Source organism: Streptomyces sp. CWNU-52B (genome assembly GCF_047444975.1).
Classification (GTDB): Bacteria; Actinomycetota; Actinomycetes; order Streptomycetales; family Streptomycetaceae; genus Streptomyces.
Window position 1 is genome coordinate 217,176 of the sequence record NZ_JBLFJV010000027.1, and the last position, 21,935, is coordinate 239,110.

Consider the following 21,935-nt stretch of genomic DNA (forward strand, 5'->3'; position numbering starts at 1 on the left):
CGCCGTTCACCCCCAGCCCGTAGATCTTCGGTGGACGCCCGCCCGATCAGCGGTGGACGCCGACTTCGAGACTTCGAGACTCCGAGAAGAGATTCACAGATCATGGCGAACTACACCGCCGCTGACGTCAAGAAGCTCCGTGAGCTCACCGGCGCCGGCATGATGGACTGCAAGAAGGCGCTGGACGAGGCCGACGGCAACGTCGACAAGGCCGTCGAGGCCCTGCGCATCAAGGGCCAGAAGGGCGTCGCCAAGCGCGAGGGCCGCTCCGCCGAGAACGGCGCCGTGGTGTCGATCATCGCGGACGACAACACCTCCGGTGTCCTGGTCGAGCTGAAGTGCGAGACGGACTTCGTCGCCAAGGGCGAGAAGTTCCAGGCCGTCGCCAACCAGATCGCCCAGCACGCCGCCGCGACCTCCCCGGCCGACATCCAGGCGCTCCTCGCCTCGGAGATCGAGTCCGGCAAGACGGTCCAGACGTTCGTGGACGAGGCCAACGCCAACCTGGGCGAGAAGATCGTCCTGGACCGCTTCGCCCAGTTCGCCGGCGCCTACGTCACCGCGTACATGCACCGCACCATGCCCGACCTGCCCCCGCAGATCGGTGTCCTGGTCGAGCTGGACAAGGCCGACGCCGCCCTCGCCAAGGGCATCGCTCAGCACATCGCCGCCTTCGCGCCGAAGTACCTCTCCCGTGAGGACGTCCCGGCCGAGATCGTCGAGTCCGAGCGTCGTGTCGCCGAGGAGACCACGCGCGCCGAGGGCAAGCCCGAGGCCGCGCTCCCGAAGATCGTCGAGGGTCGCGTGAACGGCTTCTTCAAGGAGGCCACGCTCCTCGGCCAGCCGTACGCGCTCGACCAGAAGAAGTCCGTCCAGAAGGTTCTGGACGAGGCCGGTGTCACCCTGAAGCGCTTCGCGCGCATCAAGGTCGGCATCTGAGTCCGTACCGCGATCGACGCGCGATCCCGCTAGGGTCGACAGCAGTCGTCCGTGTCGGTTGCGTATGCCGCCACGCGCGCGCGTGACGGACGACAGCAGATCTGACGAGGAGGCCATTGCCGCGCATGGGATGCGAACACCACCCCACCGGCAGTGGCCTTCTTCGTATGTGCGAGACGTATGTGCGACACGTAGAAGAGGCGAGATCTCCATGACCACCACCAAGGCCGCCGACAAGGACGACAAGAGCGATCACGGCAAGGGATCCGGGCGCTTCCTGCTGAAGCTTTCCGGTGAGGCGTTCGCCGGTGGCGGGGCGCTCGGAGTCGACCCCGACGTGGTGCACAAAATGGCCCGGGAGATCGCCGCGGTGGTCCGCGGCGGTGCCCAGATCGCCGTCGTCATCGGCGGCGGCAACTTCTTCCGCGGGGCCGAACTCCAGCAGCGCGGCATGGACCGGGCCCGTTCCGACTACATGGGCATGCTCGGCACCGTCATGAACTGCCTCGCCCTCCAGGACTTCCTGGAGAAGGAAGGCATCGACTCGCGCGTGCAGACCGCCATCACCATGGGGCAGGTCGCCGAGCCGTACATCCCGCTGCGGGCCGTGCGCCACCTGGAGAAGGGCCGTGTGGTCATCTTCGGCGCCGGTATGGGCATGCCGTACTTCTCCACGGACACCACCGCGGCCCAGCGCGCTCTGGAGATCGACGCCGAAGCGCTCCTCATGGGCAAGAACGGTGTGGACGGGGTCTACGACTCCGACCCCAAGACTCATCCCGAAGCGGTCAAGTTCGACGCGCTCAGCTACAGCGAGGTCATCACCCGGGACCTGAAGGTCGCCGACATGACCGCGATCACCCTGTGCCGCGACAACAAGCTCCCGATCCTCGTCTTCGAGCTTCTGACAGAGGGCAATATCGCTCGGGCGGTCAAGGGTGAGAAGATCGGCACGCTTGTGGGTGACCCGGGCAGTCGGGCCTGACCGAGGGATGGACAATGTTCCGCCGGTCGGGAACCGTGCAGGAACAAGACGCGACGCAGCCGGCCGCCAACCCGTCAAGGAACCGCAGCCGGGCCTACTCAAGACACGCAGGAGCAAGTGGTGATCGAAGAGACCCTCCTCGAGGCCGAGGAGAAGATGGAGAAGGCCGTCGTGGTCGCCAAGGAGGACTTCGCCGCGATCCGCACCGGCCGTGCGCACCCGGCGATGTTCAACAAGATCGTGGCGGACTACTACGGCGCGCTGACACCGATCAACCAGCTGGCCTCGTTCTCGGTGCCCGAGCCGCGCATGGCCGTGGTGACCCCGTTCGACAAGAGCGCGATGCGCAACATCGAACAGGCGATCCGTGACTCGGACCTGGGCGTCAACCCGAGCAACGACGGCAATATCATCCGGGTGGTGTTCCCCGAGCTCACGGAGGAGCGCCGCAAGGACTACATCAAGGTGGCCCGTACCAAGGCCGAGGACTCCAAGATCTCGATCCGTTCCGTACGCCGCAAGGCCAAGGACGGCATCGACAAGCTGATCAAGGACGGCGAGGTCGGCGAGGACGAGGGCCGCCGTGCGGAGAAGGAGCTCGACGACACCACCGCCAAGTACGTGGCCCAGGTGGACGAGCTGCTCAAGCACAAGGAAGCAGAGCTGCTCGAGGTCTGATGAACGACTCTTCCTGGGCGCCGCCGCCGCAAGCCGGGTACTGGGGGCCGTCCGACGAGGGGCCTGTCCAGGGGGCTGCCCCGGCGGGTCCCGCATACGATGCGCAGCACGCGCAGCAGACTCGCCCCATGCCCATCGTGCCCGACGTACCCGCGCATGGCGGAGACCAGGATGACGACCGGGGGGCTGCTCCGACGGGCGGCCCCCCGTTCCACGACGAGACGCCGCCGACGCACGCGCAGTCGCCGCCGCCACCGTTCCCGCCTCCGTCGCGGGATCCGCAGAGTTCGCAGGAGCCCATGTCCAGCGCCGCACAGTCCGTACCCGCGCCGCCGCAGAAGAAGAGCGCGGGCCGCGACCTGGGTGCTGCCATAGGGGTCGGCGTCGGACTCGGCGTGGTGATCGTCGCGTCGCTGTTCGTCGTCAAGGCCGCCTTCGTCGGCGTCATAACGGTCGCCGTCGTGGTCGGCCTGTGGGAACTGACGTCGAGGCTCGCGGAGCGCAAGGACATCAAGGCGCCGCTCGTGCCGCTCGCGGTGGGCGGCGCGGCGATGGTCGTCACCGGATACGTCCGCGGCGCCGAGGGCGCCTGGGTGGCGATGGCGTTCACCGCGCTCGCGGTCCTGGTCTGGCGGATGACGGAACCACCCGAGGGCTACCTCAGGGACGTCACCGCGGGGGTCTTCGCGGCCTTCTACATCCCGTTCCTCGCCACGTTCGTGGCGATGATGCTCGCCGCGGACGACGGCGCGTGGCGGGTCCTCACCTTCCTGCTGCTGGCGGTGGTCAGCGACACGGGCGCGTACGCCGTCGGCTGGCGCTTCGGCACGCACAAGCTCGCTCCGCGCATCAGCCCCGGCAAGACGCGCGAGGGCCTGCTGGGCGCGATCGCCTTCGCCATGGTGGCGGGCGCGCTGTGCCTGCAGTTCCTGATCGACGGCGGCACCTGGTGGGAGGGACTGCTCCTCGGGCTCGCGGTCGCGGTCAGTGCCACGCTCGGTGACCTGGGTGAGTCGATGATCAAGCGGGACCTGGGCATCAAGGACATGGGCACCCTGCTCCCGGGCCACGGCGGGATCATGGACCGCCTGGACTCCTTGCTGCCCACCGCGCCCGTGGTGTGGCTGCTGCTGGTGATCTTCGTGGGCTCGGGCTGAGGTTGGGGCTGAGAGGCCGGGGCGGTGTCCGGCCGGGCCGGGCGAGTCCGGTCGACAGCCGCAGTGAATGTCTCTGACCTGCGGTGATGTACACGAGGGGCTCGTTGTCCACAGGGTGGCGGGTCCCTCTTCGTATGTCTGCGACACTTGACGTGTTATGCCTGCACCCGGAGAACTCACATTCGTCGCCCCCCGCGGAGCCAAGAAGCCGCCGCGGCACCTCGCCGATCTCACGCCCGCCGAGCGTAAAGAGGCCGTTGCCGCGATCGGTGAGAAGCCGTTTCGTGCCAAGCAGCTCTCGCAGCACTACTTCGCGCGGTTCGCGCACGATCCGGAGCAGTGGACCGACATCCCGGCGGGGTCGCGTGCCAAGCTCCAGGAGGCGTTGCTGCCCGAGCTGATGACGGTCGTGCGGCATCTGTCCACCGATGAGGAGACCACCCGCAAGACCCTCTGGCGGCTCTTCGACGGCACCCTCGTCGAGTCCGTGCTGATGCGCTACCCGGACCGGGTCACCATGTGCATCAGCTCCCAGGCGGGCTGCGGGATGAACTGCCCGTTCTGCGCGACCGGACAGGCCGGCCTCGACCGGAACCTGTCGACGGGCGAGATCGTGCACCAGATCGTCGACGGCATGCGGGCGCTGCGTGACGGGGAGATCCCCGGCGGCCCGGCGCGGCTCAGCAACATCGTCTTCATGGGCATGGGCGAGCCCCTCGCCAACTACAAGCGGGTCGTCCAGTCCATCCGGGCCCTCACCGACCCCGAGCCGGACGGGCTCGGACTGTCGCAGCGCGGTATCACGGTGTCGACCGTCGGCCTGGTCCCCGCCATCAACAGGTTCGCCGACGAGGGCTTCAAGTGCCGCCTCGCCATCTCCCTGCACGCACCGGACGACGAGCTGCGCGACACCCTCGTCCCGGTCAACACACGCTGGAAGGTCCGGGAAGTACTGGACGCCGGCTGGGAGTACGCGGCCAGGTCGGGACGCCGGCTCTCCATCGAGTACGCGCTCATCCGGGACATCAACGACCAGGCGTGGCGTGGTGACCGGCTCGGGCGGATGCTCAAGGGCAAGCCCGTCCATGTGAACCTGATCCCGCTCAACCCGACACCCGGCTCCAAGTGGACCGCCTCGTGGCCCGAGGACGAGAAGGCCTTCGTCGAGGCGATCGCCGCCCATGGTGTGCCCGTCACCGTCCGGGACACCCGTGGCCAGGAGATCGACGGGGCGTGCGGGCAGCTCGCGGCCACCGAGCGGTAGTCTGGCTGGAAGTACGTACATCTTCATATTCCGACAGGGGAGCGCCACAGCGCTGAGAGTGCGGGACAGCCCGCAGACCCTCTGAACCTTGCCCAGGTCATTCTGGGTAGGAAGTTCGGTCACTACTCAAGCTGTTGCGCCCTGCCCGGGATCCGACCGAGGTCCCGGGCAGGGCCGCGTCTCTTCCTGGACAACCCAGGAGGAATCCAGTGAGCACCACGAGTACCGCGAGCACCACGAGCACCACGAGCACTGCGCGTACCGCTCAGAAGATCACCGCCGTGGTCGTCGCCACCGGGCTCGGCCTCGTCGCGCTCACCGCGTGCGGTTCGTCGGACTCCGGCTCCGGCGACGGGGGCTCCGGGTCCAAGACCGTGACCCTCGTCAGCCATGACTCCTTCGCCTACACCAAGGACGTGCTGAAGGCGTTCGAGAAGGAGTCCGGGTACAAGGTCAGGGTCCTCAAGGACGGCGACGCCGGGCAGGCCGTCAACAAGGCGATCCTCACCAAGGACAACCCCCAGGGCGACGTCTTCTTCGGCGTCGACAACACCCTGCTCTCGCGCGCGCTCGACAACGGGCTGTTCCAGTCGTACGAGGCCAAGGGGTCGAACCTCGTCCTGCCGGAGTACCGGGTCGACCAGGACAAGCACCGGGTCACACCCATCGACACCGGCGACATCTGCGTGAACTACGACAAGGCCTACTTCAGCGAGCACGAGCTGGCCCCGCCGACGTCCTTCGACGATCTGGTCAAGCCCGCGTACAAGGATCTTCTCGTCACCGAGAACGCCTCCACGTCCTCGCCCGGCCTCGGCTTCCTGCTCGGCACCGCCGCCAAGTACGGCGACAAGGGCTGGGCGGGGTACTGGAAGAAGCTCAAGGCCAACGGCGTGAAGGTCGTCGACGGCTGGGAGCAGGCCTACAACGAGGAGTTCTCCGGGTCCTCCGGCGGCAAGAAGGCCAAGGGCGAGCGGCCGCTCGTCGTCTCGTACGCCTCCTCCCCGCCCGCCGAGGTCATCTACGCCGACCCGAAGCCGAAGACGGCGCCGACCGGCGTCGCGGACGGCACCTGCTTCCGGCAGGTCGAGTACGCGGGTCTGCTGAGCAACGCGAAGAACACCGAGGGAGGCAAGGCGCTCATCGACTTCCTCATCACCAAGCGGTTCCAGGACGACATGCCGCTCAACATGTTCGTGTACCCGGTGCGTGAGGCCGCTCAGGTACCGCAGGAGTTCGTGAAGTTCGGCCCGCAGGCCGACGACCCGGAGACCCTGGACCCCGCCAGGATCGCCGCCAACCGTGACGAGTGGGTCAAGGCGTGGACGTCGCTCGTACTGAAGTAGAGGCCCGCGCTGAAGGAGAGCCCCGCGCCGAGGCGAAGCCGCGCACAAGTGCACTCCGACGCGCACTCCGACGCGCACGCCCGCGCAGGGGGAGCGTGGCGCGGCTCGGCCTGATGGCCGTGCCCGTCGCGTTCTTCGGGGTCTTCTTCGCCTACCCGGTCGTGGCGATCGTCGCCCGGGGACTCAAGGTCGACGGAGTCTGGCGGTTCGGGCGGATCTGGGACGTCCTCGCCCAGCCGGACATCCGGCACGTCCTGTGGTTCACCACCTGGCAGGCGCTCGCCTCCACGGCGCTCACCCTGCTGATCGCGCTCCCCGGCGCGTACGTCTTCGCGCGCTTCGACTTCAGGGGCAAGCAGGTCCTGCGGGCCGTCGTGACCGTTCCGTTCGTGCTGCCGACGGTCGTCGTGGGCACGGCCTTCCTGGCACTGCTCGGACGGGGCGGGCTCCTCGACGAGCTGTGGGGCGTACGCCTGGACACCACCGTGTGGGCGATCCTGCTCGCGCACGTCTTCTTCAACTACGCGGTCGTCGTCCGCACGGTCGGCGGTCTCTGGGCACAGCTGGACCCGCGTCAGGAGGAGGCCGCGCGGATGCTCGGCGCCTCCCGCCTCGCCGCCTGGCGCAAGGTGACGCTCCCCGCGCTCGGCCCGGCCGTCGCCGCCGCCGCGCTCATGGTCTTCCTTTTCACCTTCACCTCCTTCGGGGTCGTGCAGATCCTCGGCGGCCCCACCTTCTCGACCCTTGAGGTCGAGATCTACCGGCAGACCTCGGAGATCTTCGACCTCTCCACGGCGGCCGTGCTGACGATCATCCAGTTCGCGGCGGTGGGCGCGATCCTCGCCGTCCACGCCGGGACCGTACGCCGACGGGAGACGGCCCTGCGCCTGGTGGACGCCGCCACGACCGTACGACGGCCGCGCGGGGCGGGGCAGTGGGCGCTGCTCGCCGCCGTCCTCGCCACCGTCGCCGTCCTGCTGGTCCTGCCGCTGGCCGTCCTGGTCCAGCGGTCGCTCGACGCCCCCGGGTTCGGCTACTACAAGGCGCTGACCAGCGACGATGGCAGCCTCTTCCTGGTGCCGCCGATCGAGGCGGTCGGCAACTCCCTGCGGTACGCCCTCGCCGCGACCGCCATCGCGCTGCTGATCGGGGGACTCGCGGCCGCCGCCCTGACCCGCCGGGACGCCGGACGTCTGGTACGGGGCTTCGACGCGCTGCTGATGCTGCCGCTGGGCGTCTCCGCGGTGACCGTCGGCTTCGGCTTCCTGATCGCGCTCGACGAACCGCCGCTGGACCTGCGGAGCACTTGGATCCTGGTGCCGCTCGCCCAGGCGCTGGTGGGCGTCCCCTTCGTCGTACGGACCATGCTGCCGGTGCTGAGAGCCGTGGACGGGCGGCTGCGGGAGGCGGCGGCGGTGCTCGGTGCCTCGCCCTGGCGGGTGTGGCGCGAGGTCGACCTGCCGATGGTGCGGCGGGCACTGCTGATCGCGGCCGGGTTCGCCTTCGCCGTGTCGCTGGGCGAGTTCGGCGCGACCGTCTTCATCGCACGGCCCGACAACCCGACCCTGCCGGTCGCCGTGGCGCGCCTGCTGGGGCGGGCCGGCGATCTCAACTACGGGCAGGCCATGGCCCTTTCGACGATCTTGATGGTGGTGTGCGCGGTGGCGCTCCTGGTCCTCGAACGTCTTCGCACCGACCGGACGGGAGAGTTCTGACCATGCTCGAACTCGACGGGGCGACCGTGCGGTTCGGCGGGCGGGCCGTGCTCGACGACGTCGGACTCCACGTCGCCGAGCACGAGACCGTGTGCGTCCTCGGGCCCAGCGGCAGCGGCAAGTCGACGCTGCTCAGGGCCGTCGCCGGGCTGCAGCACCTGGACGCCGGGCGGGTCCTCCTGGACGGCCGTGACCTCGACGGCGTACCCGCGCACAAGCGGGGGGTGGGCCTGATGTTCCAGGACCACCAGCTGTTCCCGCAGCGCGACGTGGGCAAGAACGTGTCCTTCGGGCCGCGCATGCACGGCGAGTCCAAGGCGCAACAGGCCGTACGGGTGAAGGAGTTGCTCGAACTCGTGGGGTTGCCGGGCTCCCAGGGGCGGGCCGTCGCCTCCCTGTCCGGCGGCGAACAGCAACGCGTCGCGCTCGCCCGCGCGCTGGCTCCCCGGCCCCGGCTGCTCATGCTCGACGAACCGCTCGGCCAGCTGGACCGTTCGCTGCGCGAACGGCTCGTGGTCGAACTGCGGGAACTCTTCGGCGAGTTGGGTACCACCGTGCTCGCGGTCACACACGACCAGGGTGAGGCCTTCGCGCTCGCCGACCGGGTCGTCGTGATGCGGGACGGGCGGATCGCCCAGGCCGGTACGCCACTTGAGGTCTGGCAGCGTCCGGCCGACGAGTTCGTGGCCCGCTTCCTCGGCTTCGAGAACGTGACCGGGGCGCAGGTCGTCGGGGAGGCCGCGCACACCCCCTGGGGCAAGCTGCCGGTGCCTTCGGACGCCCCGCAGGGCGAGGTCACGCTGCTGGTCAGGCCGGCCGGCGTACGGCTCGTACCGGTCGCGGAGGGACTGCGCTGCACGGTGGCCGCGCGGACCTTCCGGGGCACCCATGTCGCCGTACAGCTGCAGCCCGAGGGCGCGCCGCGCCTTGAGGCGGCGTGCGCGCTGCGGGACGCGCCGGAGACCGGGGACGTGGTCGGAGTGGCCTTCGACACCGCCGAAATCGTGGTACTCGGCGGGGTCCGCGCCGTTTAGGGTGCGGCCCATGACGCCACTCGGGACGACGCCACTCGTACACGACCGCTACTGCGACGAAGTCGTCGGCCAGACCGCGCTGCTGCGGGCCCACCTCGCCGGTGCCGACCTCACCGCGACCGTGCCGACCTGTCCGGAGTGGACGTTGCGGCAACTCGCCGTGCACGTGGGCGAGGCGCACCGCTGGGCCGAGCACGTCGTCCGCACGGGTGCGAGCGCCGAGGTGCCTGTGGAGGACGTGGCGGGGGCCCAGGGCCCCGAGGGCGGCGACCCCGCCTCCCTGGACGCCTGGCTCGCGGAAGGCGCCGAGCTGGCCGCAGGGACCTTCCGTGCCGCCGGGGAGGACGGCCCGGCCTGGTCCTGGGCCTGGGAGCACACGGCCGGGTTCTGGGCGCGGCGCATGGCGCACGAGACGGTGATCCACCGGGCGGACGTGGCCGGTGCGGTCGGTGTGCTCCGTGCGGTCGGTGTGGCCGGTGCGACCGGGACGGCGTACGAGGTCGCGCCGGATCTGGCGGCGGACGCGATCGACGAGTGGCTGCAGATCGTGCGGTTCGCGCAGGAGCGGTATCCCGACGACGCGACGCGGGAGTTGCGGGAGGCGGGGGCGGGAGCGGTGCGCAGTATCCGTCTCCACGCCACCGACGCGCTCGCGGACACCGGTGCCGTGTCCGGGCCGGCCGCCGAGTGGGTCATCGAGTTGGGGGACGAGGGTGTCGACTGGCGGCGTGGGCACGCGCAGGCGACGGTGACGCTCCGCGGGCCGCTGACCGAGGTGCTGCTCGCCTTCTACCGGAGGCTTCCGCCGGACGGTGGGCGGCTGGAGGTGCTGGGGGAGCGGGAGTTGCTTGATTTTTGGCTGGAACGGGCCACGTTCGGCTGAGCGCCGAGCGCCGAGCGCGCACTTCCATGTGCCCCTTCGGGGCGCGACACAGCGTGCGATACAGCGGTGGCCCGCCCCCTCGTGAGGGGACGGGCCACCGCAGCTACAGCTACGTGCAGGTGGTGCGGTACAACCAGGCTGGTGTCAGCGGCTGTTGGCCGCGCCGCGGCGACGCAGCGCGAACATGACACCGGCACCGGCCGCCACGAGCGCGGCCGCGATCCCGGCGATGGCACCGGTGTTGGAGCTCGAACCCGTCTCGGCGAGGTTCGAGTCACCCGCGGGCGAGGGGGCGTTGTCGTCCCCGGTCGACGCGGCGGGGGAGGTCTCCGACTCCGAAGGCTTCGGGGCTTCCGAAGCGCCCGAGGGCTTCGAGGGCTCGTCAGAGGGCTCCTCCGAAGGCGCCGGGGTCGCCGGGGGAGTGGACTCCTCCGGGGACTCGCAGCCCTCGGACGGGGTGGTGAGACCGCCCTTGATGTCCTCGTCGACCTGGTTGCCGGCCTTGACGTGGACGCGGTACTTCGCGTCCGGCTTCCAGTCCTCGGAGAAGTCGATGGTCACGCCCTCGCGCGAACCCTTGACCACCTGTTCGCCGACGAGCTTCTCGTCGGCGCCGTTGGACTCGAGGAAGACAGAGACCGTGGCCGCCAGGCCGGACGGGTCCTTGTCGGTGACGCTGATGACGCCCTTGGTGCCGTCGCACTTGGCGACGGCGGTGAACTCACTGATGTTGCAGGCGAGCGCGTTGCCGGCGAGGCCGAGCGTGAGCGCGGCCGAGGCGGAGGCAACTCCGAGAATGCGCACGGAACGTGCGGTACGGCGAGATATGGACACGATTGCCCTTCACGGGATGCACAAGACGAGGGGGGTTGATGGGAGTTGTTGCGAAACAACAATCCCAGACGCCTCACAGGTTTATTGGGCACCCTCTCCGGTTGTCAATCCGTGTGTCCGTCTTGACCCCTGCTTTTAGGTTTCGTTTACACGCGACAGGCGGTCCAGCGCCTCCGGTGCCTCCTCGATCCGGTCGACCAACTCGATGCGGGACTCCATCGGGCGGTCGCGGGCCAGCGCCTGGAGGAGGGGCCAGGCGGGCAGGCGTTCCGTCCAGTGGACGCGGTCCACCAGGACCATCGGGGTGGGTTCGCCGCGGGACTCGTAGTAGTTGGGGGTCGTGTTGTCGAAGATCTCCTGGACCGTCCCCGCGGCGCCGGGCAGGAAGACGACGCCCGCGTTCGAGCGGGCCAGCAGGCCGTCCTCGCGGGTGGCGTTGGCGAAGTACTTGGCGAGGTGCGAGGCGAAGGCGTTGGGCGGCTCGTGCCCGTAGAACCAGGTGGGGACGCCGACGGAGGAGTTGCCTTTCGGCCACCGGGTGCGCACCTCGAAGGCGGCGCGCGCCCAGTCGGTCACGGACGGGACGAACGACGGTGCCCCGCCGAGGAGTTCGCACGCCTCGTCCAGCATGCCGTCGCGGTACGGGGCCGCGTACGCGCCGAGGTTCGCCGCCTCCATCGCGCCGGGGCCGCCGCCCGTCGCCACCGTGAACCCGGCACGGGCGAGGGCGCGGCCGAGTCGGGCCGCGCCCCCGTACTCCCGTGAGCCGCGCGCTATGGCGTGACCGCCCATCACGCCCACCACCCGGGCGCCGCACAGGAGTTCGTCGAGCGCGTCGGAGACGGCGTCGTCGTGGACGGAGCGCAGCATCGACGCGTAGATGTCCCCGTCGGCCCTGGTCCGCCGGAACCAGTCGTACGCGAGCGCGTCCGGCGTCTGCTCGTAGCCCTTGTCGAGGGAGCCGAACAGCTCCTCGGGCGTGTAGAGGTGGCCGCGGTACGGGTCGAACGGCACATCGGGCCGGGGTGGGAAGACCAGCGCGCCGTCGGCCCGGATCTTCGCCGCCGCGTTCTCCCGCATCGGGCAGCCGAGGAAGACGGCCCCCTCGGTGTCGCTGGCGAGCAACTCCCGCGTACGGTCGGTCAGATCGACGGCCTGGACGCGGAAGCCGGCGAGAGTTCCGCGTGCCGAGACGGTCGCGTCGAACTCCTCCAACGTCTCGATCTCTCGGTCACCGTGGTGGGCCACATGGGCGGGGCTCGTCTGCACCCGCCCATGTAAGCACGGCCTGTTCGAGCGCGGCCCGTTCGAACGCGGCCCCCTTCGGGCACGGCTTCTTCGGGCACGGCCTCTTCGGGTGTGGGCAGGACGGGTCAGCCCTGGACCACCGACGGGTCCATCCACATGACCTCCCAGGTGTGGCCGTCCGGGTCGTCGAAGGCCCGCCCGTACATGACGCCGTGGTCCTGGGTCTGTCCGCTCGCCGAGCCACCCGCCGCGATCGCCTTGTCGACCAGCTCGTCCACCTTCTCGCGGCTCTCGGCGCTCAGACACAGGAGTACTTCGCTGGTCGTCGTCGAGTCCGCGATCGTCTTCTTCGTGAAGTCCGCGTAGCGCTGCTTGCTCAGCATCATCGCGACGATCGTGTCGCTGATGACGACGGACACGCAGTTCTCGTCCGAGAACTGGTCGTTGATCGTGTAGCCGAGCTCCGAGAAGAACTTCCTGGACGCGTCCACGTCGGTCACGGCGAGGTTCACGAAGATCATCTGCTGGTACATGGGAGGTCCTCCGTCGGTGAGTCGCTGTTCGCAGGGGTAGACCGGGGCTTCGGCGGAAAGTCATCGGCCCGCGCGAAAATCTTTTCGCCCCGGTCAGCGGACCAGTGGCAGCGCCGCGAGCTGCGCGATCAGCCAGGTCAGCGGGCCCAGGACGGCGATCAGCGTGCCGGCGCGGAGGGCGGCCGCGGCGCGCAGCGTCACGGCGGGCGCGCCGATCCGCAGCAGGGCCGCCGTGGTGTCGGCGCGCGCGTTCCGCGCCTCGACGGCGGCGGTCAGGAGCGTCGCCACGGCGCACCCGGCGACGAGCAGCGCGCCGAGCGTGGTGAGCGGCCCGGTGTCGGGGCGCGTGTCGGTGTAGAGCACGGCCATGGCGTACGCGCCCGACGCCACCGCGCACACCACGCCGAGCGGGCGGCCGATCCGGGTCGCCTCCTCCATGAGCACGCGCCCGGCGAGCAGCCGCAGGGCGCCGGGCCGCGCCGTCTGGAGCAGCCTGCCGCAGAGGTGGGTGAGCGCGGGCCCGGCCAGCGCGAGACCGATCGCGGTGAGCGCCCAGCCGACGAGCATCCCGAGGGAGCCGCCGTCGAACCCGCCGGGCAGGGTGGGCCCGCCGGAAGCGGGGGCCCTGCGGCCCGCGTACGTCTCCACCGCGAGCCCGGCGGCGAGCACGGCGGTGCCCCAGGGGAGGGCGCCGGGGGCGGGGAGCGGGGGCAGGGGGTGGTGGGGGTCCAGCGGGTGGCCGGGGAGCCGGGCGAGGGTGGGGGCGGTCGATCCGCCCGGTCCGGCGTCGTCGTCCGGGTGGCCGGCGCTGTGGCGAGGGCCGCGGTGCTCGTCGGCGTCACGGGCATCACGGGCATCACGACGGTCGCGCGGGTGGCGTGAGCTGTGAAGGTCGGACGTGTCGCGCATTTCGCGCCCGTCCCGTCCGCCGGGTTCCTCCCGCTCGGCGCTCCCTGCGCTCCCGGCGCTTCCGGCGTTCCCGTCGAGCCCGGCGTTCCCCTCCGTCCCGTCGCCGTCCGTACCGACGCGCGCGTTGCCTCGGGCGCCCGAGCGGCGGGGCACGTCGAGCGAGAGCACGCGGCCGGGGGCGTCCTGGGGGCCGGGGGCCGCGTGTCCGGCATGTCCGTCAGGAGCCCCGTTCCCGCTCGGCGCCTGGGGGTCGCTCCTCCGGCCGGAGGGGCCAGGAGCGCTCTGCCCGGCCTCGTCCCGGCCTTCGGCGGGGCCGCCGGACCGCTCGTCCGGGTGCGTTCCGAAGCGCCCGTAGGCGCCGAATCCGACGCGCTCGGTGGAGCGTCCGTAACCGCCGAATCCGGTCAGCCGCCGCGGACGTCCGCCCGCCGCGGCGCCGGCCGACCGGAGCCCGCGCGGGCGCAGCACCAGCGCGCCGGCCGCCGACGCGACGATCGGCACCAGTGCCAGGAGGGTGAGTACGGCGGCCAGGGGCAGCGGCCGGTCCGCGGCGAGGAGACCGGCCGCCGCGCCGTCGAGGGGGAGGCCGGCCAGATCGCCGCGCAGATGCAGGAAGACCAGCAGGGCGACCAGCGAACCGAGCGTGCACGACGCGGCGGTGGAGACGGCCGCGAGAGCCATCAGCCGGCCGGGTCCCAGGCCGATCGCCGAGAGCCCCGGCCGGGGCCGGGTGGCCGGGTCGGTCCGGGCGACGGCGACCGCGAACTGCACGGTGGCGGCGATCGGCGCGAGGCACCAGGCGAGCCGCAGCACGGCCGCCGTGGACGCGCCCGGATGCCCCAGCGCGTATCCCAGGGCGCACAGGAGGAGGAAGCCCGTGCCCGCGGAGGCCGCGGCGACGAGCAGCCTGCGGAACTGGACGGCGGGGCGGGCGCTGCGGGCTAGGCGGAGAGCGAGCACGTGGCCCGGCCTTCCGTCTCGGTGACCGGCGGCAGATGGACGGTGTTCACTCGCCGCCCGTCGAGCAGCGACACCGTGCGGTCGGCGAGCGCCGCGGTGTCCGCGTCGTGGGTGGCCAGGACGACGGTGATCCCGTGCGAGCGGGCCGCCGTGGTGAGGGTCCGCAGCACCTGGGCGCGGTCCGCGCGGTGCAGCGCCGCGGTGGGTTCGTCGGCGAAGATCACGGTCGGCGCGGGAGCCAGGGCGCGGGCGATGGCCACCCGCTGACGCTCCGACCTGAGCAGCGCGTACGGGCGTCTGCGGGCGCACTCGCCGACGTCGAGGCGGTCCAGCCACTCCAGGGCGGCGGTCTTGGCCCGGCGGCGGCCGACACCGCGCAGCAGCAGCGGCAGGGCCGCGTTCTCCCAGGCGTTCAGTTCGGGGACGAGGACGGGCGTCGGGTCGATCCAGCCGAAGCGGTCGCGGCGCAGCCGCTCGCGGTGCAACGGGCTCAGGGTGTGGACGGGCGCGCTGTTGAACCAGACCTCGCCCTCCTGCGGCAGGAGCTGTCCCGACAGGCACTGGAGGAGGGTCGTCTTGCCGCTGCCGCGCGGGCCGCCGACGGCGAGGATCTCGCCCTCGCCGACCCCGAGGGAGACACCGGTGAGTGCGGGTGAGCCGTTGAGTCTGACGTGCAGGGCGCGTGCCCAGAGCACGTCGTTGTCCGGCGGAGCCGCCATCGCGTCACCTCTTCAGATCTGATGTGCGCTGCCCGGACGGCCCGGGAAGGCCGCTCGGTCCCCTGCTCGGGGAACGAAGGCAGGGCCGATCGGTCACTGGGCACGCTAGGGAGTCGGGGCGCGGAGGCCGGACAGCACACGGCCCCGGGGCGCCCATTCTCACTCGAACGGGCGCCACCGGGGCCGGTGTTGATCTCCGGCTGGGCTCAGAGCTTCGTCCAGGCCTCCGTGAGGACCTGGCGGACGATCCGTTCGATCTCGTCGAACGTGGACTGGTCGGCGACCAGCGGCGGCGCCAGCTGGATGACCGGGTCGCCGCGGTCGTCGGCGCGGCAGTAGAGGCCGTACTCGAAGAGCTTCTTCGAGACGAAGCCGTACAGCACGCGCTCCGACTCCTCGTCCGTGAAGGTCTCCTTGGTGGCCTTGTCCTTCACCAGCTCGATGCCGTAGAAGAAGCCGTTGCCGCGGACGTCCCCGACGATCGGCAGGTCGTGCAGCTTCCGCAGGGTGGACAGGAACGCGCTCTCGTTGTCCAGTACATGCTGGTTGAGCCCCTCGCGCTCGAAGATGTCGAGGTTCGCGAGGCCCACGGCCGCCGACACCGGGTGACCGCCGAAGGTGTAGCCGTGCAGGAAGGTGTTGTCGCCCTGGTAGAACGGCTCGGCGAGCCGGTCCGAGATGACGCAGGCGCCGATCGGGGAGTAGCCCGAGGTCATGCCCTTGGCGCAGGTGATCATGTCCGGTACGTAGCCGAACTTGTCGCAGGCGAACATCGTGCCGAGCCGGCCGAAGGCGCAGATGACCTCGTCCGAGACGAGCAGCACGTCGTACTGGTCGCAGATCTCGCGCACCCGCTGGAAGTAGCCGGGCGGCGGCGGGAAACAGCCGCCGGCGTTCTGCACGGGCTCCAGGAAGACGGCGGCGACCGTCTCCGGGCCCTCGAAGAGGATCTGCTCCTCGATCTGGTCGGCGGCCCAGCGGCCGAAGGCCTCCGGGGAGACGCCGGATCCCTGGTCGAGGAAGGCGGGCGCGCGGTAGATGTTGGTGTTCGGGACCTTCCGGGCGCCCGGGACCAGCGGCTCGAAGGGTGCCTTGAGGGCGGGCAGTCCGGTGATGGACAGGGCGCCCTGGGGGGTGCCGTGGTAGGCGACCGCGCGGGAGATCACCTTGTACTTGGTGGGCTTGCCGGTCAGCTTGAAGTACTGCTTGGCGAGTTTCCACGCGGTCTCGACGGCCTCGCCGCCGCCCGTGGTGAAGAAGACCTTGTTCAGGTCGCCCGGCGCGTGGTGCGCCAGGCGCTCGGCCAGCTCGACCGCCTTGGGGTGGGCGTAGGACCAGATGGGGAAGAAGGCCAGCTCCTGGGCCTGCTTGAAGGCCGTCTCCGCCAGCTCGGTGCGGCCGTGACCGGCCTGGACCACGAACAGACCGGCGAGACCGTCGAGGTAGCGCTTGCCCTTGTCGTCGTAGATGTAGGTGCCCTCGCCACGGACGATCGTGGGGACGGGCGCGTCCTCGTACGAGGACATGCGGGTGAAGTGCATCCACAGGTGGTCGTACGCGGTTCGGCTGAGGTCCTTGGCAGTCACGGCTATCGGGTTCCCCACATGTAGGTCTGCTTCTTGAGCTTGAGGTAGACGAAGCTCTCGGTGGAGCGCACGCCGGGCAGGATCCGGATGCGTTTGTTGATGACGTCCAGCAGGTGGTCGTCGTCCTCGCAGACGATCTCGGCGAGGATGTCGAAGGAGCCCGCGGTCATCACCACGTACTCCACCTCCGACATGGCGCTCAGCGCGTCCGCGACGGGTTCGAGGTCGCCGTCGACGTTGACGCCGACCATCGCCTGCCTGCGGAAGCCCACGGTGAGCGGGTCCGTGACGGCGACGATCTGCATCACGCCCTGGTCGAGCAGCTTCTGTACGCGCTGACGCACGGCCGCCTCGGAGAGGCCGACGGCCTTGCCGATCGCCGCGTACGGACGGCGGCCGTCCTCCTGGAGCTGCTCGACGATGGCGAGGGAGACGGCGTCCAGCTGGGGGGTGCCGTTCCTGGACTCGCGGTCCCGGGCGTCCTTGGGGTCCTTGGGGTCTGCGCTTCGACTGGCCACGGGCTCACTGTGCACGAGGGCTCGACGGTTCCGCAAGGTCTGATCGATGAAATTCGTTGTCTACGCGTTCTCGTTCTGCGGATTTCGCAGCTATGAGGTCGTCGGGGGTGTTGAAAACGTCGGTGTGAGGATTAGGGTGGGAGCTCAGGCGTCTCAGGTAGTGGACACCTGGGGCACAGGACATCCGACAGGAGGGCCGGGCAGTGAGCACCGAGCTGCGTCGTCTGCGTAACTACATCGCCGGAGAGTTCCGCGATGCCGCCGATGGACGGACCACCGACGTGGTCAACCCCGCGACGGGCGAGGCGTACGCCACCGCGCCGCTGTCCGGTCAGGCCGACGTCGACGCCGCGATGGCGGCCGCCGCCGCGGCCTTCCCCGCCTGGCGCGACCTCACGCCGGCCGAGCGCCAGCGGGCCCTGCTCAAGATCGCGGACGCCTTCGAGGAGCGCGCCGAGGAACTCATCGCCGCCGAGGTGGAGAACACGGGCAAGCCCATCGGCCTGACGCGGTCCGAGGAGATCCCGCCCATGGTCGACCAGATCCGCTTCTTCGCGGGCGCGGCGCGGATGCTCGAAGGCCGGTCGGCCGGTGAGTACATGGAGGGTCTGACCTCCATCGTCCGCCGTGAGCCGATCGGGGTCTGCGCGCAGGTCACGCCGTGGAACTATCCGATGATGATGGCCGTGTGGAAGTTCGCCCCGGCGCTCGCCGCGGGCAACACGGTCGTACTCAAGCCGTCCGACACCACTCCGGCCTCCACGGTCCTGATCGCCGAGATCATCGGCTCGATCGTCCCCGAGGGTGTCTTCAACGTCGTCTGCGGCGACCGGGACACCGGCCGCGCGATGGTCGAGCACCCGACCCCGGCCATGGCGTCCATCACCGGATCCGTACGGGCGGGCGTCTCCGTCGCCGAGTCCGCGGCCAAGGACGTCAAGCGGGTCCATCTGGAGCTGGGCGGCAAGGCGCCCGTCGTGGTCTTCGAGGACACCGACATCGCCAAGGCCGTCGAGGACATCTCGGTGGCGGGGTTCTTCAACGCGGGCCAGGACTGTACGGCCGCCACGCGCGTCCTCGTCCAGGAGTCCATCCACGACGAGTTCGTGGCCGCGCTCGCCAAGGCCGCCGCCGACACGAAGACCGGCCTGCCGGACGACGAGGACGTGCTGTACGGGCCGCTGAACAACCCGAACCAGCTCAAGCAGGTCACCGGCTTCATCGAGCGGCTCCCCGCCCACGCCAGGGTCGAGGCGGGTGGCCGCCGGGTCGGCGAGACGGGCTACTTCTACGCCCCGACCGTCGTCTCCGGCCTCAGGCAGGACGACGAGATCGTCCAGAACGAGGTCTTCGGACCGGTCATCACCGTCCAGCCCTTCACGGACGAGGCCCAGGCCGTCGAGTACGCGAACGGCGTCGAGTACGCCCTGGCCTCCTCCGTCTGGACGAAGGACCACGCGCGCGCGATGCGCATGTCCAAGGTCCTCGACTTCGGCTGCGTGTGGATCAACACGCACATCCCGCTGGTCGCGGAGATGCCGCACGGCGGCTTCAAGAAGTCCGGCTACGGCAAGGACCTGTCGGGATACGGGTTCGACGACTACACGCGGATCAAGCACGTCATGACGTCGCTCGGCTGAGCCGGCGTCACCGTTCCGGCCCGACCGCGCGCCGTTGCCCGAGGCGGGGGCGCGGTCGGGTCGGCGTACGTGGATCGACATCGGGCCCGGATCCGAGCTTGGACACGAGCTCGGATCCGAGGGTGCCATACTCAACAATGCGATTAAGGTATTAGTGGGCTATGGCGAGAGGGGTCACCCCATGTCCGGCAGCGGATATCTGCGGTACGTCGCCCTTGGGGACAGTCAGACCGAGGGGCTCGGGGACGGTGACGACGTGCGAGGGCTGCGCGGGTGCGCCGACCGGCTGGCGGAGGACCTCGCGACCCGGCAGCCGGACCTCCGGTACGCCAACCTCGCCGTCCGCGGACGCCTCGCCGGACAGGTGCGCGCCGAGCAGTTGGCACCGGCGCTCGCGCTGCGGCCCGACCTGGCCACCGTGGTCGCCGGGATGAACGACCTGCTGCGGCCCCGCTTCGACGCGGACGAGGTGGGTGCCCACCTGGAGGCGATGTTCGCCGCGCTCACCGCGCGGGGCGCCCGCGTCGCGACCGTCACCTTTCCCGACATCGCCCGCATCGCCCCACTGGCCCGCCCGCTCGGCCCCCGGGTGCTCGCGCTCAACGATCGCATCCGGCAGGCGGCCGCCCGGCACGGTGTGGCGGTGGCCGAGCTGTCCCGGCACCCCGTGGTCACCGATCCCAGGCTGTGGAGCACCGACCGGCTGCATGCGAGCCCCCTCGGTCACGCGCGCATCGCCGCCGCGGTCGCGCACGCGCTCGGGCTGCCCGGCAGCGACGACGGCTGGACGCACCCCCTGCCCACCGACCCGGCCCCGCCCTCCGGCCTGCGGGCCGTGGCGGGCGAACTGCGCTGGGCGGGCTCCTTCCTGGGGCCCTGGCTCGTACGCCGGGTCCGGGGCCGCTCGTCCGGCGACGGCCGGGAGGCGAAACGGCCCGCCCTGCTGCCGATGACCGACGCCGCCGTCACCGACGGGCGATGGTCGGACGGCCGAGAGTCGAGAGCCGATAGTCGTGCCCTTGATTAATCAAGGGACTGACCAGCGCGGTGCTAGCTTGAGCCCATGGCGTTGCGCAACGCGGTGATGGCCGCGCTTCTGGAGGGCGAGGCGTCCGGGTACGACCTCGCGAAGGGCTTCGAGGCCTCGGTCGCCAACTTCTGGATGGCCACCCCCCAGCAGCTCTACCGCGAGCTGGAGCGGATGGAGGGCGAGGGGCTCGTCTCCGCCCGTGTCGTCCAGCAGGAGCGCCGGCCCAACAAGCGGCTCTTCTCGCTCACCGACGCCGGCCGCCGGATGCTGCGCGCGTACGTCACCGAGGGCCCCGCGAAGCCGTTGGCCATCCGGGACGAGCTGATGGTCAAGGTCCAGTGCGTGGACATCGGGGACATCGCCGAGTTCGAGGCCGTCCGGGCGGCGGTCGCCGAGCGCGTCGAGCGGTCCACCGCGAAACTCGCCCGCTACCGGCGCATGCAGGAACGCATGCTGGCCGGCCGCACCGAGGACGAGTACCTCACGACCGCCGACCGCGTCGGCCCCTACCTCACCCTCCAGGGTGGCATCGCCCTGGAGCGGGGGAACCTCCAGTGGGGCGAGACGGTCCTGAAGCGCCTCGCCCAGCGCGTCGCGGTACTCGGCGACCGGGCCCGCGCGCACGGCTGACCTGCGGCTCACACGCGAGTGACCCGCGGGCGGCCTCAGCCGCCGAACGCCGCCCGTACGATCCGTTCGGCCACCGGACTCATGTCCTCCCCCTTGGCGTCGGTCGAGTCGACCGAGTACACGAGCGTGCGGGACAGATCGCGGGTGGCCGCGAGGACCGTGTTGTACCCGGGACGCGCGCCCGACTTCACCCAGATGAACGTGCCGTCCTCCATGTCGAACCTCTGCAGGCCGGCGCTCATGGTCGCGCCCGGCACCGCGGGCAGGGTGAACATCTCGCTCTCCAGGAGCGGCTGGGGGACCAGCCGGCCCCGGAACAGCGCGTACAGCAGCCGCTCCAGGTCCGCCGTCGTGGAGATCATGTCGCCCGCGGCCCACCGGTCCGACATGTTCCACTCGGTGGCGTCCACCAGCCTGCCGTCCGTCAGCCTCTGGTAGCCGCGGTTGTGCGGTCCGTGGATGCGCGGGTCGGGGCCGCCGGGGAAGGACGTGTGCCGCATCCCGGCAGGCCGCAGGACCCGTACGGCCGCCTGGTGCTCGTACGAGTCGCCGGTGACCCGCTCGATGAGCAGGCCGAGCACGGTGTAGTCGATGTTGGCGTACTTCTGCCGCTCACCGGGGCGGAAGGCGGGCCCCCGGGCGACCGAGGCGGCCACGACGTCCTCGGGGGTCAGCGTCTCGTACCGCCGCTCGTACCCCTCGCCGGCCACGTCCCCGAGCGACGAACCCGGCTTCAGGCCGCTGGTGAAGGTGAGCAACTGCCGTACGGTGATGGGTTCGAAGGCCGTCGAGAGGAGGCCGGGCAGGTAGGTCTGGACGTGCCCGTCCAGCCGCACCCGGCCCTCGGCGGCGAGTTGGAGCACGACGGCCGCGGTGACGACCTTGGTCGTGGAGCCGGCCCGGAAGCGCCCGTCCGGCAGCGCCTCGCGGCCGCTCGGCAGGTCGTGCACCCCTGCGCTGCCCCGCCACGTGCCGTCCGTGCCCGACACCCGGACGAGCGCGGCGGTCGCGTCGTCGTCCGGGAGCCCCGCGAGCGCGGCGCGCAGGGCACGGGCGGTGGCCGGATCCACGGGCGCGGGCACGCGGCTCTCCCGTACGGCGGCCGTGGCGGAGGCGGTGGTGGCGGAGGGGGCGGCGAGTGCGGTCCCGGCCAGCGGGGCCGAGGCCAGGCCCAGGACCACGAGGGCGGCACAGGCGGTACGGACTCTGGCACGCATCAGCTGACTCCCGGAGCGATCGGTGGCCTTCATCGTCCGGGCGTACGGCCCCTCGCGGATCCTCCTTCGGGCGGGCGGCGCCCCTGGCTCGGACCCCTAGCAACTACCTT

The 21,935-nt window shown here is 70.8% G+C and carries 20 protein-coding genes and 1 riboswitch; of the genes, 12 read left to right on the forward strand and 8 right to left on the reverse strand.

Features of this window, described 5'->3' with window-relative positions; all coding sequences use genetic code 11:
• Nucleotides 1-102: 102 nt before the first annotated feature.
• The 9 genes from tsf (at nt 103) to ACLVWQ_RS25595 (ending at nt 10,001) form a co-directional block, all read left to right on the forward strand.
• Nucleotides 103-939 (forward strand): translation elongation factor Ts, encoded by an 837-nt coding sequence (gene tsf / locus ACLVWQ_RS25555; protein ID WP_414111493.1) that lies wholly within the window; start codon nt 103-105, stop codon nt 937-939.
• 211 nt (nt 940-1,150) lie between these two features.
• A complete protein-coding gene (pyrH, locus tag ACLVWQ_RS25560; protein ID WP_414111494.1) occupies nt 1,151-1,924 on the forward strand; it encodes a UMP kinase in 774 nt (257 codons plus the stop codon).
• A 120-nt stretch (nt 1,925-2,044) separates the two neighbouring features.
• Entirely contained in the window at nt 2,045-2,602 is a 558-nt protein-coding gene (gene frr, locus ACLVWQ_RS25565) for a ribosome recycling factor (RefSeq protein WP_149515371.1), read from the forward strand.
• Nucleotides 2,602-3,759 carry a phosphatidate cytidylyltransferase gene (locus tag ACLVWQ_RS25570; protein WP_414111495.1) on the forward strand — a complete coding sequence of 386 codons (1,158 nt, stop codon included), beginning with the start codon at nt 2,602-2,604 and terminating at the stop codon, nt 3,757-3,759. Before frr ends, ACLVWQ_RS25570 begins: the two co-directional genes overlap by 1 nt.
• A gap of 157 nt (nt 3,760-3,916) precedes the next feature.
• On the forward strand, nt 3,917-5,023 hold the full coding sequence (gene rlmN, locus ACLVWQ_RS25575; RefSeq protein ID WP_414111497.1) for a 23S rRNA (adenine(2503)-C(2))-methyltransferase RlmN: 1,107 nt from the start codon (nt 3,917-3,919) through the stop codon (nt 5,021-5,023).
• A gap of 25 nt (nt 5,024-5,048) precedes the next feature.
• Nucleotides 5,049-5,154, forward strand: a riboswitch (TPP riboswitch).
• Nucleotides 5,155-5,295: 141 nt separating this feature from the next.
• Complete coding sequence (locus ACLVWQ_RS25580; protein ID WP_414111581.1) at nt 5,296-6,369, forward strand: thiamine ABC transporter substrate binding subunit; 1,074 nt, start codon at nt 5,296-5,298, stop codon at nt 6,367-6,369.
• A 113-nt stretch (nt 6,370-6,482) separates the two neighbouring features.
• On the forward strand, nt 6,483-8,084 hold the full coding sequence (locus tag ACLVWQ_RS25585; protein WP_414111582.1) for an ABC transporter permease: 1,602 nt from the start codon (nt 6,483-6,485) through the stop codon (nt 8,082-8,084).
• Nucleotides 8,085-8,086: 2 nt separating this feature from the next.
• The gene (locus ACLVWQ_RS25590) at nt 8,087-9,118 is read left to right on the forward strand and encodes an ABC transporter ATP-binding protein (protein WP_414111498.1); all 1,032 of its coding nucleotides are present in this window, start codon (nt 8,087-8,089) and stop codon (nt 9,116-9,118) included.
• 10 nt (nt 9,119-9,128) lie between these two features.
• On the forward strand, nt 9,129-10,001 hold the full coding sequence (locus ACLVWQ_RS25595) for a maleylpyruvate isomerase N-terminal domain-containing protein (RefSeq protein ID WP_414111499.1): 873 nt from the start codon (nt 9,129-9,131) through the stop codon (nt 9,999-10,001).
• A gap of 144 nt (nt 10,002-10,145) precedes the next feature.
• Here ACLVWQ_RS25595 and ACLVWQ_RS25600 read toward each other — a convergent pair whose 3' ends face one another.
• The 7 genes from ACLVWQ_RS25600 to ACLVWQ_RS25630 all read right to left on the reverse strand — a co-directional run bounded on the left by ACLVWQ_RS25600 (nt 10,146) and on the right by ACLVWQ_RS25630 (nt 17,323).
• Entirely contained in the window at nt 10,146-10,805 is a 660-nt protein-coding gene (locus ACLVWQ_RS25600) for an LAETG motif-containing sortase-dependent surface protein (RefSeq protein ID WP_414111500.1), read from the reverse strand.
• Between the two features lie 165 nt (nt 10,806-10,970).
• Complete coding sequence (locus ACLVWQ_RS25605; protein WP_414111501.1) at nt 10,971-12,104, reverse strand: LOG family protein; 1,134 nt, start codon at nt 12,102-12,104, stop codon at nt 10,971-10,973.
• Nucleotides 12,105-12,208: 104 nt separating this feature from the next.
• Nucleotides 12,209-12,616, reverse strand: a complete 408-nt coding sequence (locus tag ACLVWQ_RS25610) for a VOC family protein (RefSeq protein WP_414111502.1) — start codon at nt 12,614-12,616, stop codon at nt 12,209-12,211.
• A gap of 93 nt (nt 12,617-12,709) precedes the next feature.
• On the reverse strand, nt 12,710-14,485 hold the full coding sequence (locus tag ACLVWQ_RS25615) for a hypothetical protein (RefSeq protein ID WP_414111503.1): 1,776 nt from the start codon (nt 14,483-14,485) through the stop codon (nt 12,710-12,712).
• Nucleotides 14,467-15,204 (reverse strand): ABC transporter ATP-binding protein, encoded by a 738-nt coding sequence (locus tag ACLVWQ_RS25620; RefSeq protein ID WP_414111504.1) that lies wholly within the window; start codon nt 15,202-15,204, stop codon nt 14,467-14,469. The genes ACLVWQ_RS25615 and ACLVWQ_RS25620 overlap by 19 nt, the downstream gene beginning before the upstream one ends.
• Before the next feature lie 206 nt (nt 15,205-15,410).
• Nucleotides 15,411-16,808 (reverse strand): aspartate aminotransferase family protein, encoded by a 1,398-nt coding sequence (locus ACLVWQ_RS25625; RefSeq protein WP_414111505.1) that lies wholly within the window; start codon nt 16,806-16,808, stop codon nt 15,411-15,413.
• Nucleotides 16,793-17,323, reverse strand: a complete 531-nt coding sequence (locus tag ACLVWQ_RS25630; RefSeq protein ID WP_414111506.1) for an Lrp/AsnC family transcriptional regulator — start codon at nt 17,321-17,323, stop codon at nt 16,793-16,795. Before ACLVWQ_RS25630 ends, ACLVWQ_RS25625 begins: the two co-directional genes overlap by 16 nt.
• 188 nt (nt 17,324-17,511) lie before the next feature.
• On the opposite strand from ACLVWQ_RS25630, the gene ACLVWQ_RS25635 reads away from it, so the two are divergent.
• The 3 genes from ACLVWQ_RS25635 (at nt 17,512) to ACLVWQ_RS25645 (ending at nt 20,608) form a co-directional block, all read left to right on the forward strand.
• Nucleotides 17,512-18,948 carry a gamma-aminobutyraldehyde dehydrogenase gene (locus ACLVWQ_RS25635; RefSeq protein WP_414111507.1) on the forward strand — a complete coding sequence of 479 codons (1,437 nt, stop codon included), beginning with the start codon at nt 17,512-17,514 and terminating at the stop codon, nt 18,946-18,948.
• 181 nt (nt 18,949-19,129) lie between these two features.
• Entirely contained in the window at nt 19,130-19,975 is an 846-nt protein-coding gene (locus ACLVWQ_RS25640) for an SGNH/GDSL hydrolase family protein (protein ID WP_414111508.1), read from the forward strand.
• Nucleotides 19,976-20,011: 36 nt separating this feature from the next.
• Nucleotides 20,012-20,608, forward strand: coding sequence for a PadR family transcriptional regulator (locus tag ACLVWQ_RS25645; RefSeq protein ID WP_414111509.1), 597 nt, complete (start codon nt 20,012-20,014; stop codon nt 20,606-20,608).
• Between the two features lie 35 nt (nt 20,609-20,643).
• Here the strand turns inward: ACLVWQ_RS25645 and ACLVWQ_RS25650 are convergent, their stop codons facing one another.
• On the reverse strand, nt 20,644-21,825 hold the full coding sequence (locus ACLVWQ_RS25650) for a serine hydrolase domain-containing protein (protein ID WP_414111510.1): 1,182 nt from the start codon (nt 21,823-21,825) through the stop codon (nt 20,644-20,646).
• Between the last annotated feature and the right edge of the window lie 110 nt (nt 21,826-21,935).

Bases quoted from the DNA above. Each gene is read 5' to 3' on its own strand.
- tsf (WP_414111493.1), top strand. From the start codon at position 103: ATGGCGAACTACACCGCCGCTGACGTCAAGAAGCTCCGTGAGCTCACC.
- pyrH (WP_414111494.1), top strand. From the start codon at position 1,151: ATGACCACCACCAAGGCCGCCGACAAGGACGACAAGAGCGATCACGGC.
- ACLVWQ_RS25570 (WP_414111495.1), top strand. From the start codon at position 2,602: ATGAACGACTCTTCCTGGGCGCCGCCGCCGCAAGCCGGGTACTGGGGG.
- rlmN (WP_414111497.1), top strand. From the start codon at position 3,917: ATGCCTGCACCCGGAGAACTCACATTCGTCGCCCCCCGCGGAGCCAAG.
- ACLVWQ_RS25585 (WP_414111582.1), top strand. From the start codon at position 6,483: ATGGCCGTGCCCGTCGCGTTCTTCGGGGTCTTCTTCGCCTACCCGGTC.
- ACLVWQ_RS25590 (WP_414111498.1), top strand. From the start codon at position 8,087: ATGCTCGAACTCGACGGGGCGACCGTGCGGTTCGGCGGGCGGGCCGTG.
- ACLVWQ_RS25595 (WP_414111499.1), top strand. From the start codon at position 9,129: ATGACGCCACTCGGGACGACGCCACTCGTACACGACCGCTACTGCGAC.
- ACLVWQ_RS25610 (WP_414111502.1), bottom strand. From the start codon at position 12,616: ATGTACCAGCAGATGATCTTCGTGAACCTCGCCGTGACCGACGTGGAC.
- ACLVWQ_RS25620 (WP_414111504.1), bottom strand. From the start codon at position 15,204: ATGGCGGCTCCGCCGGACAACGACGTGCTCTGGGCACGCGCCCTGCAC.
- ACLVWQ_RS25640 (WP_414111508.1), top strand. From the start codon at position 19,130: ATGTCCGGCAGCGGATATCTGCGGTACGTCGCCCTTGGGGACAGTCAG.
- ACLVWQ_RS25645 (WP_414111509.1), top strand. From the start codon at position 20,012: ATGGCGTTGCGCAACGCGGTGATGGCCGCGCTTCTGGAGGGCGAGGCG.
- ACLVWQ_RS25650 (WP_414111510.1), bottom strand. From the start codon at position 21,825: ATGCGTGCCAGAGTCCGTACCGCCTGTGCCGCCCTCGTGGTCCTGGGC.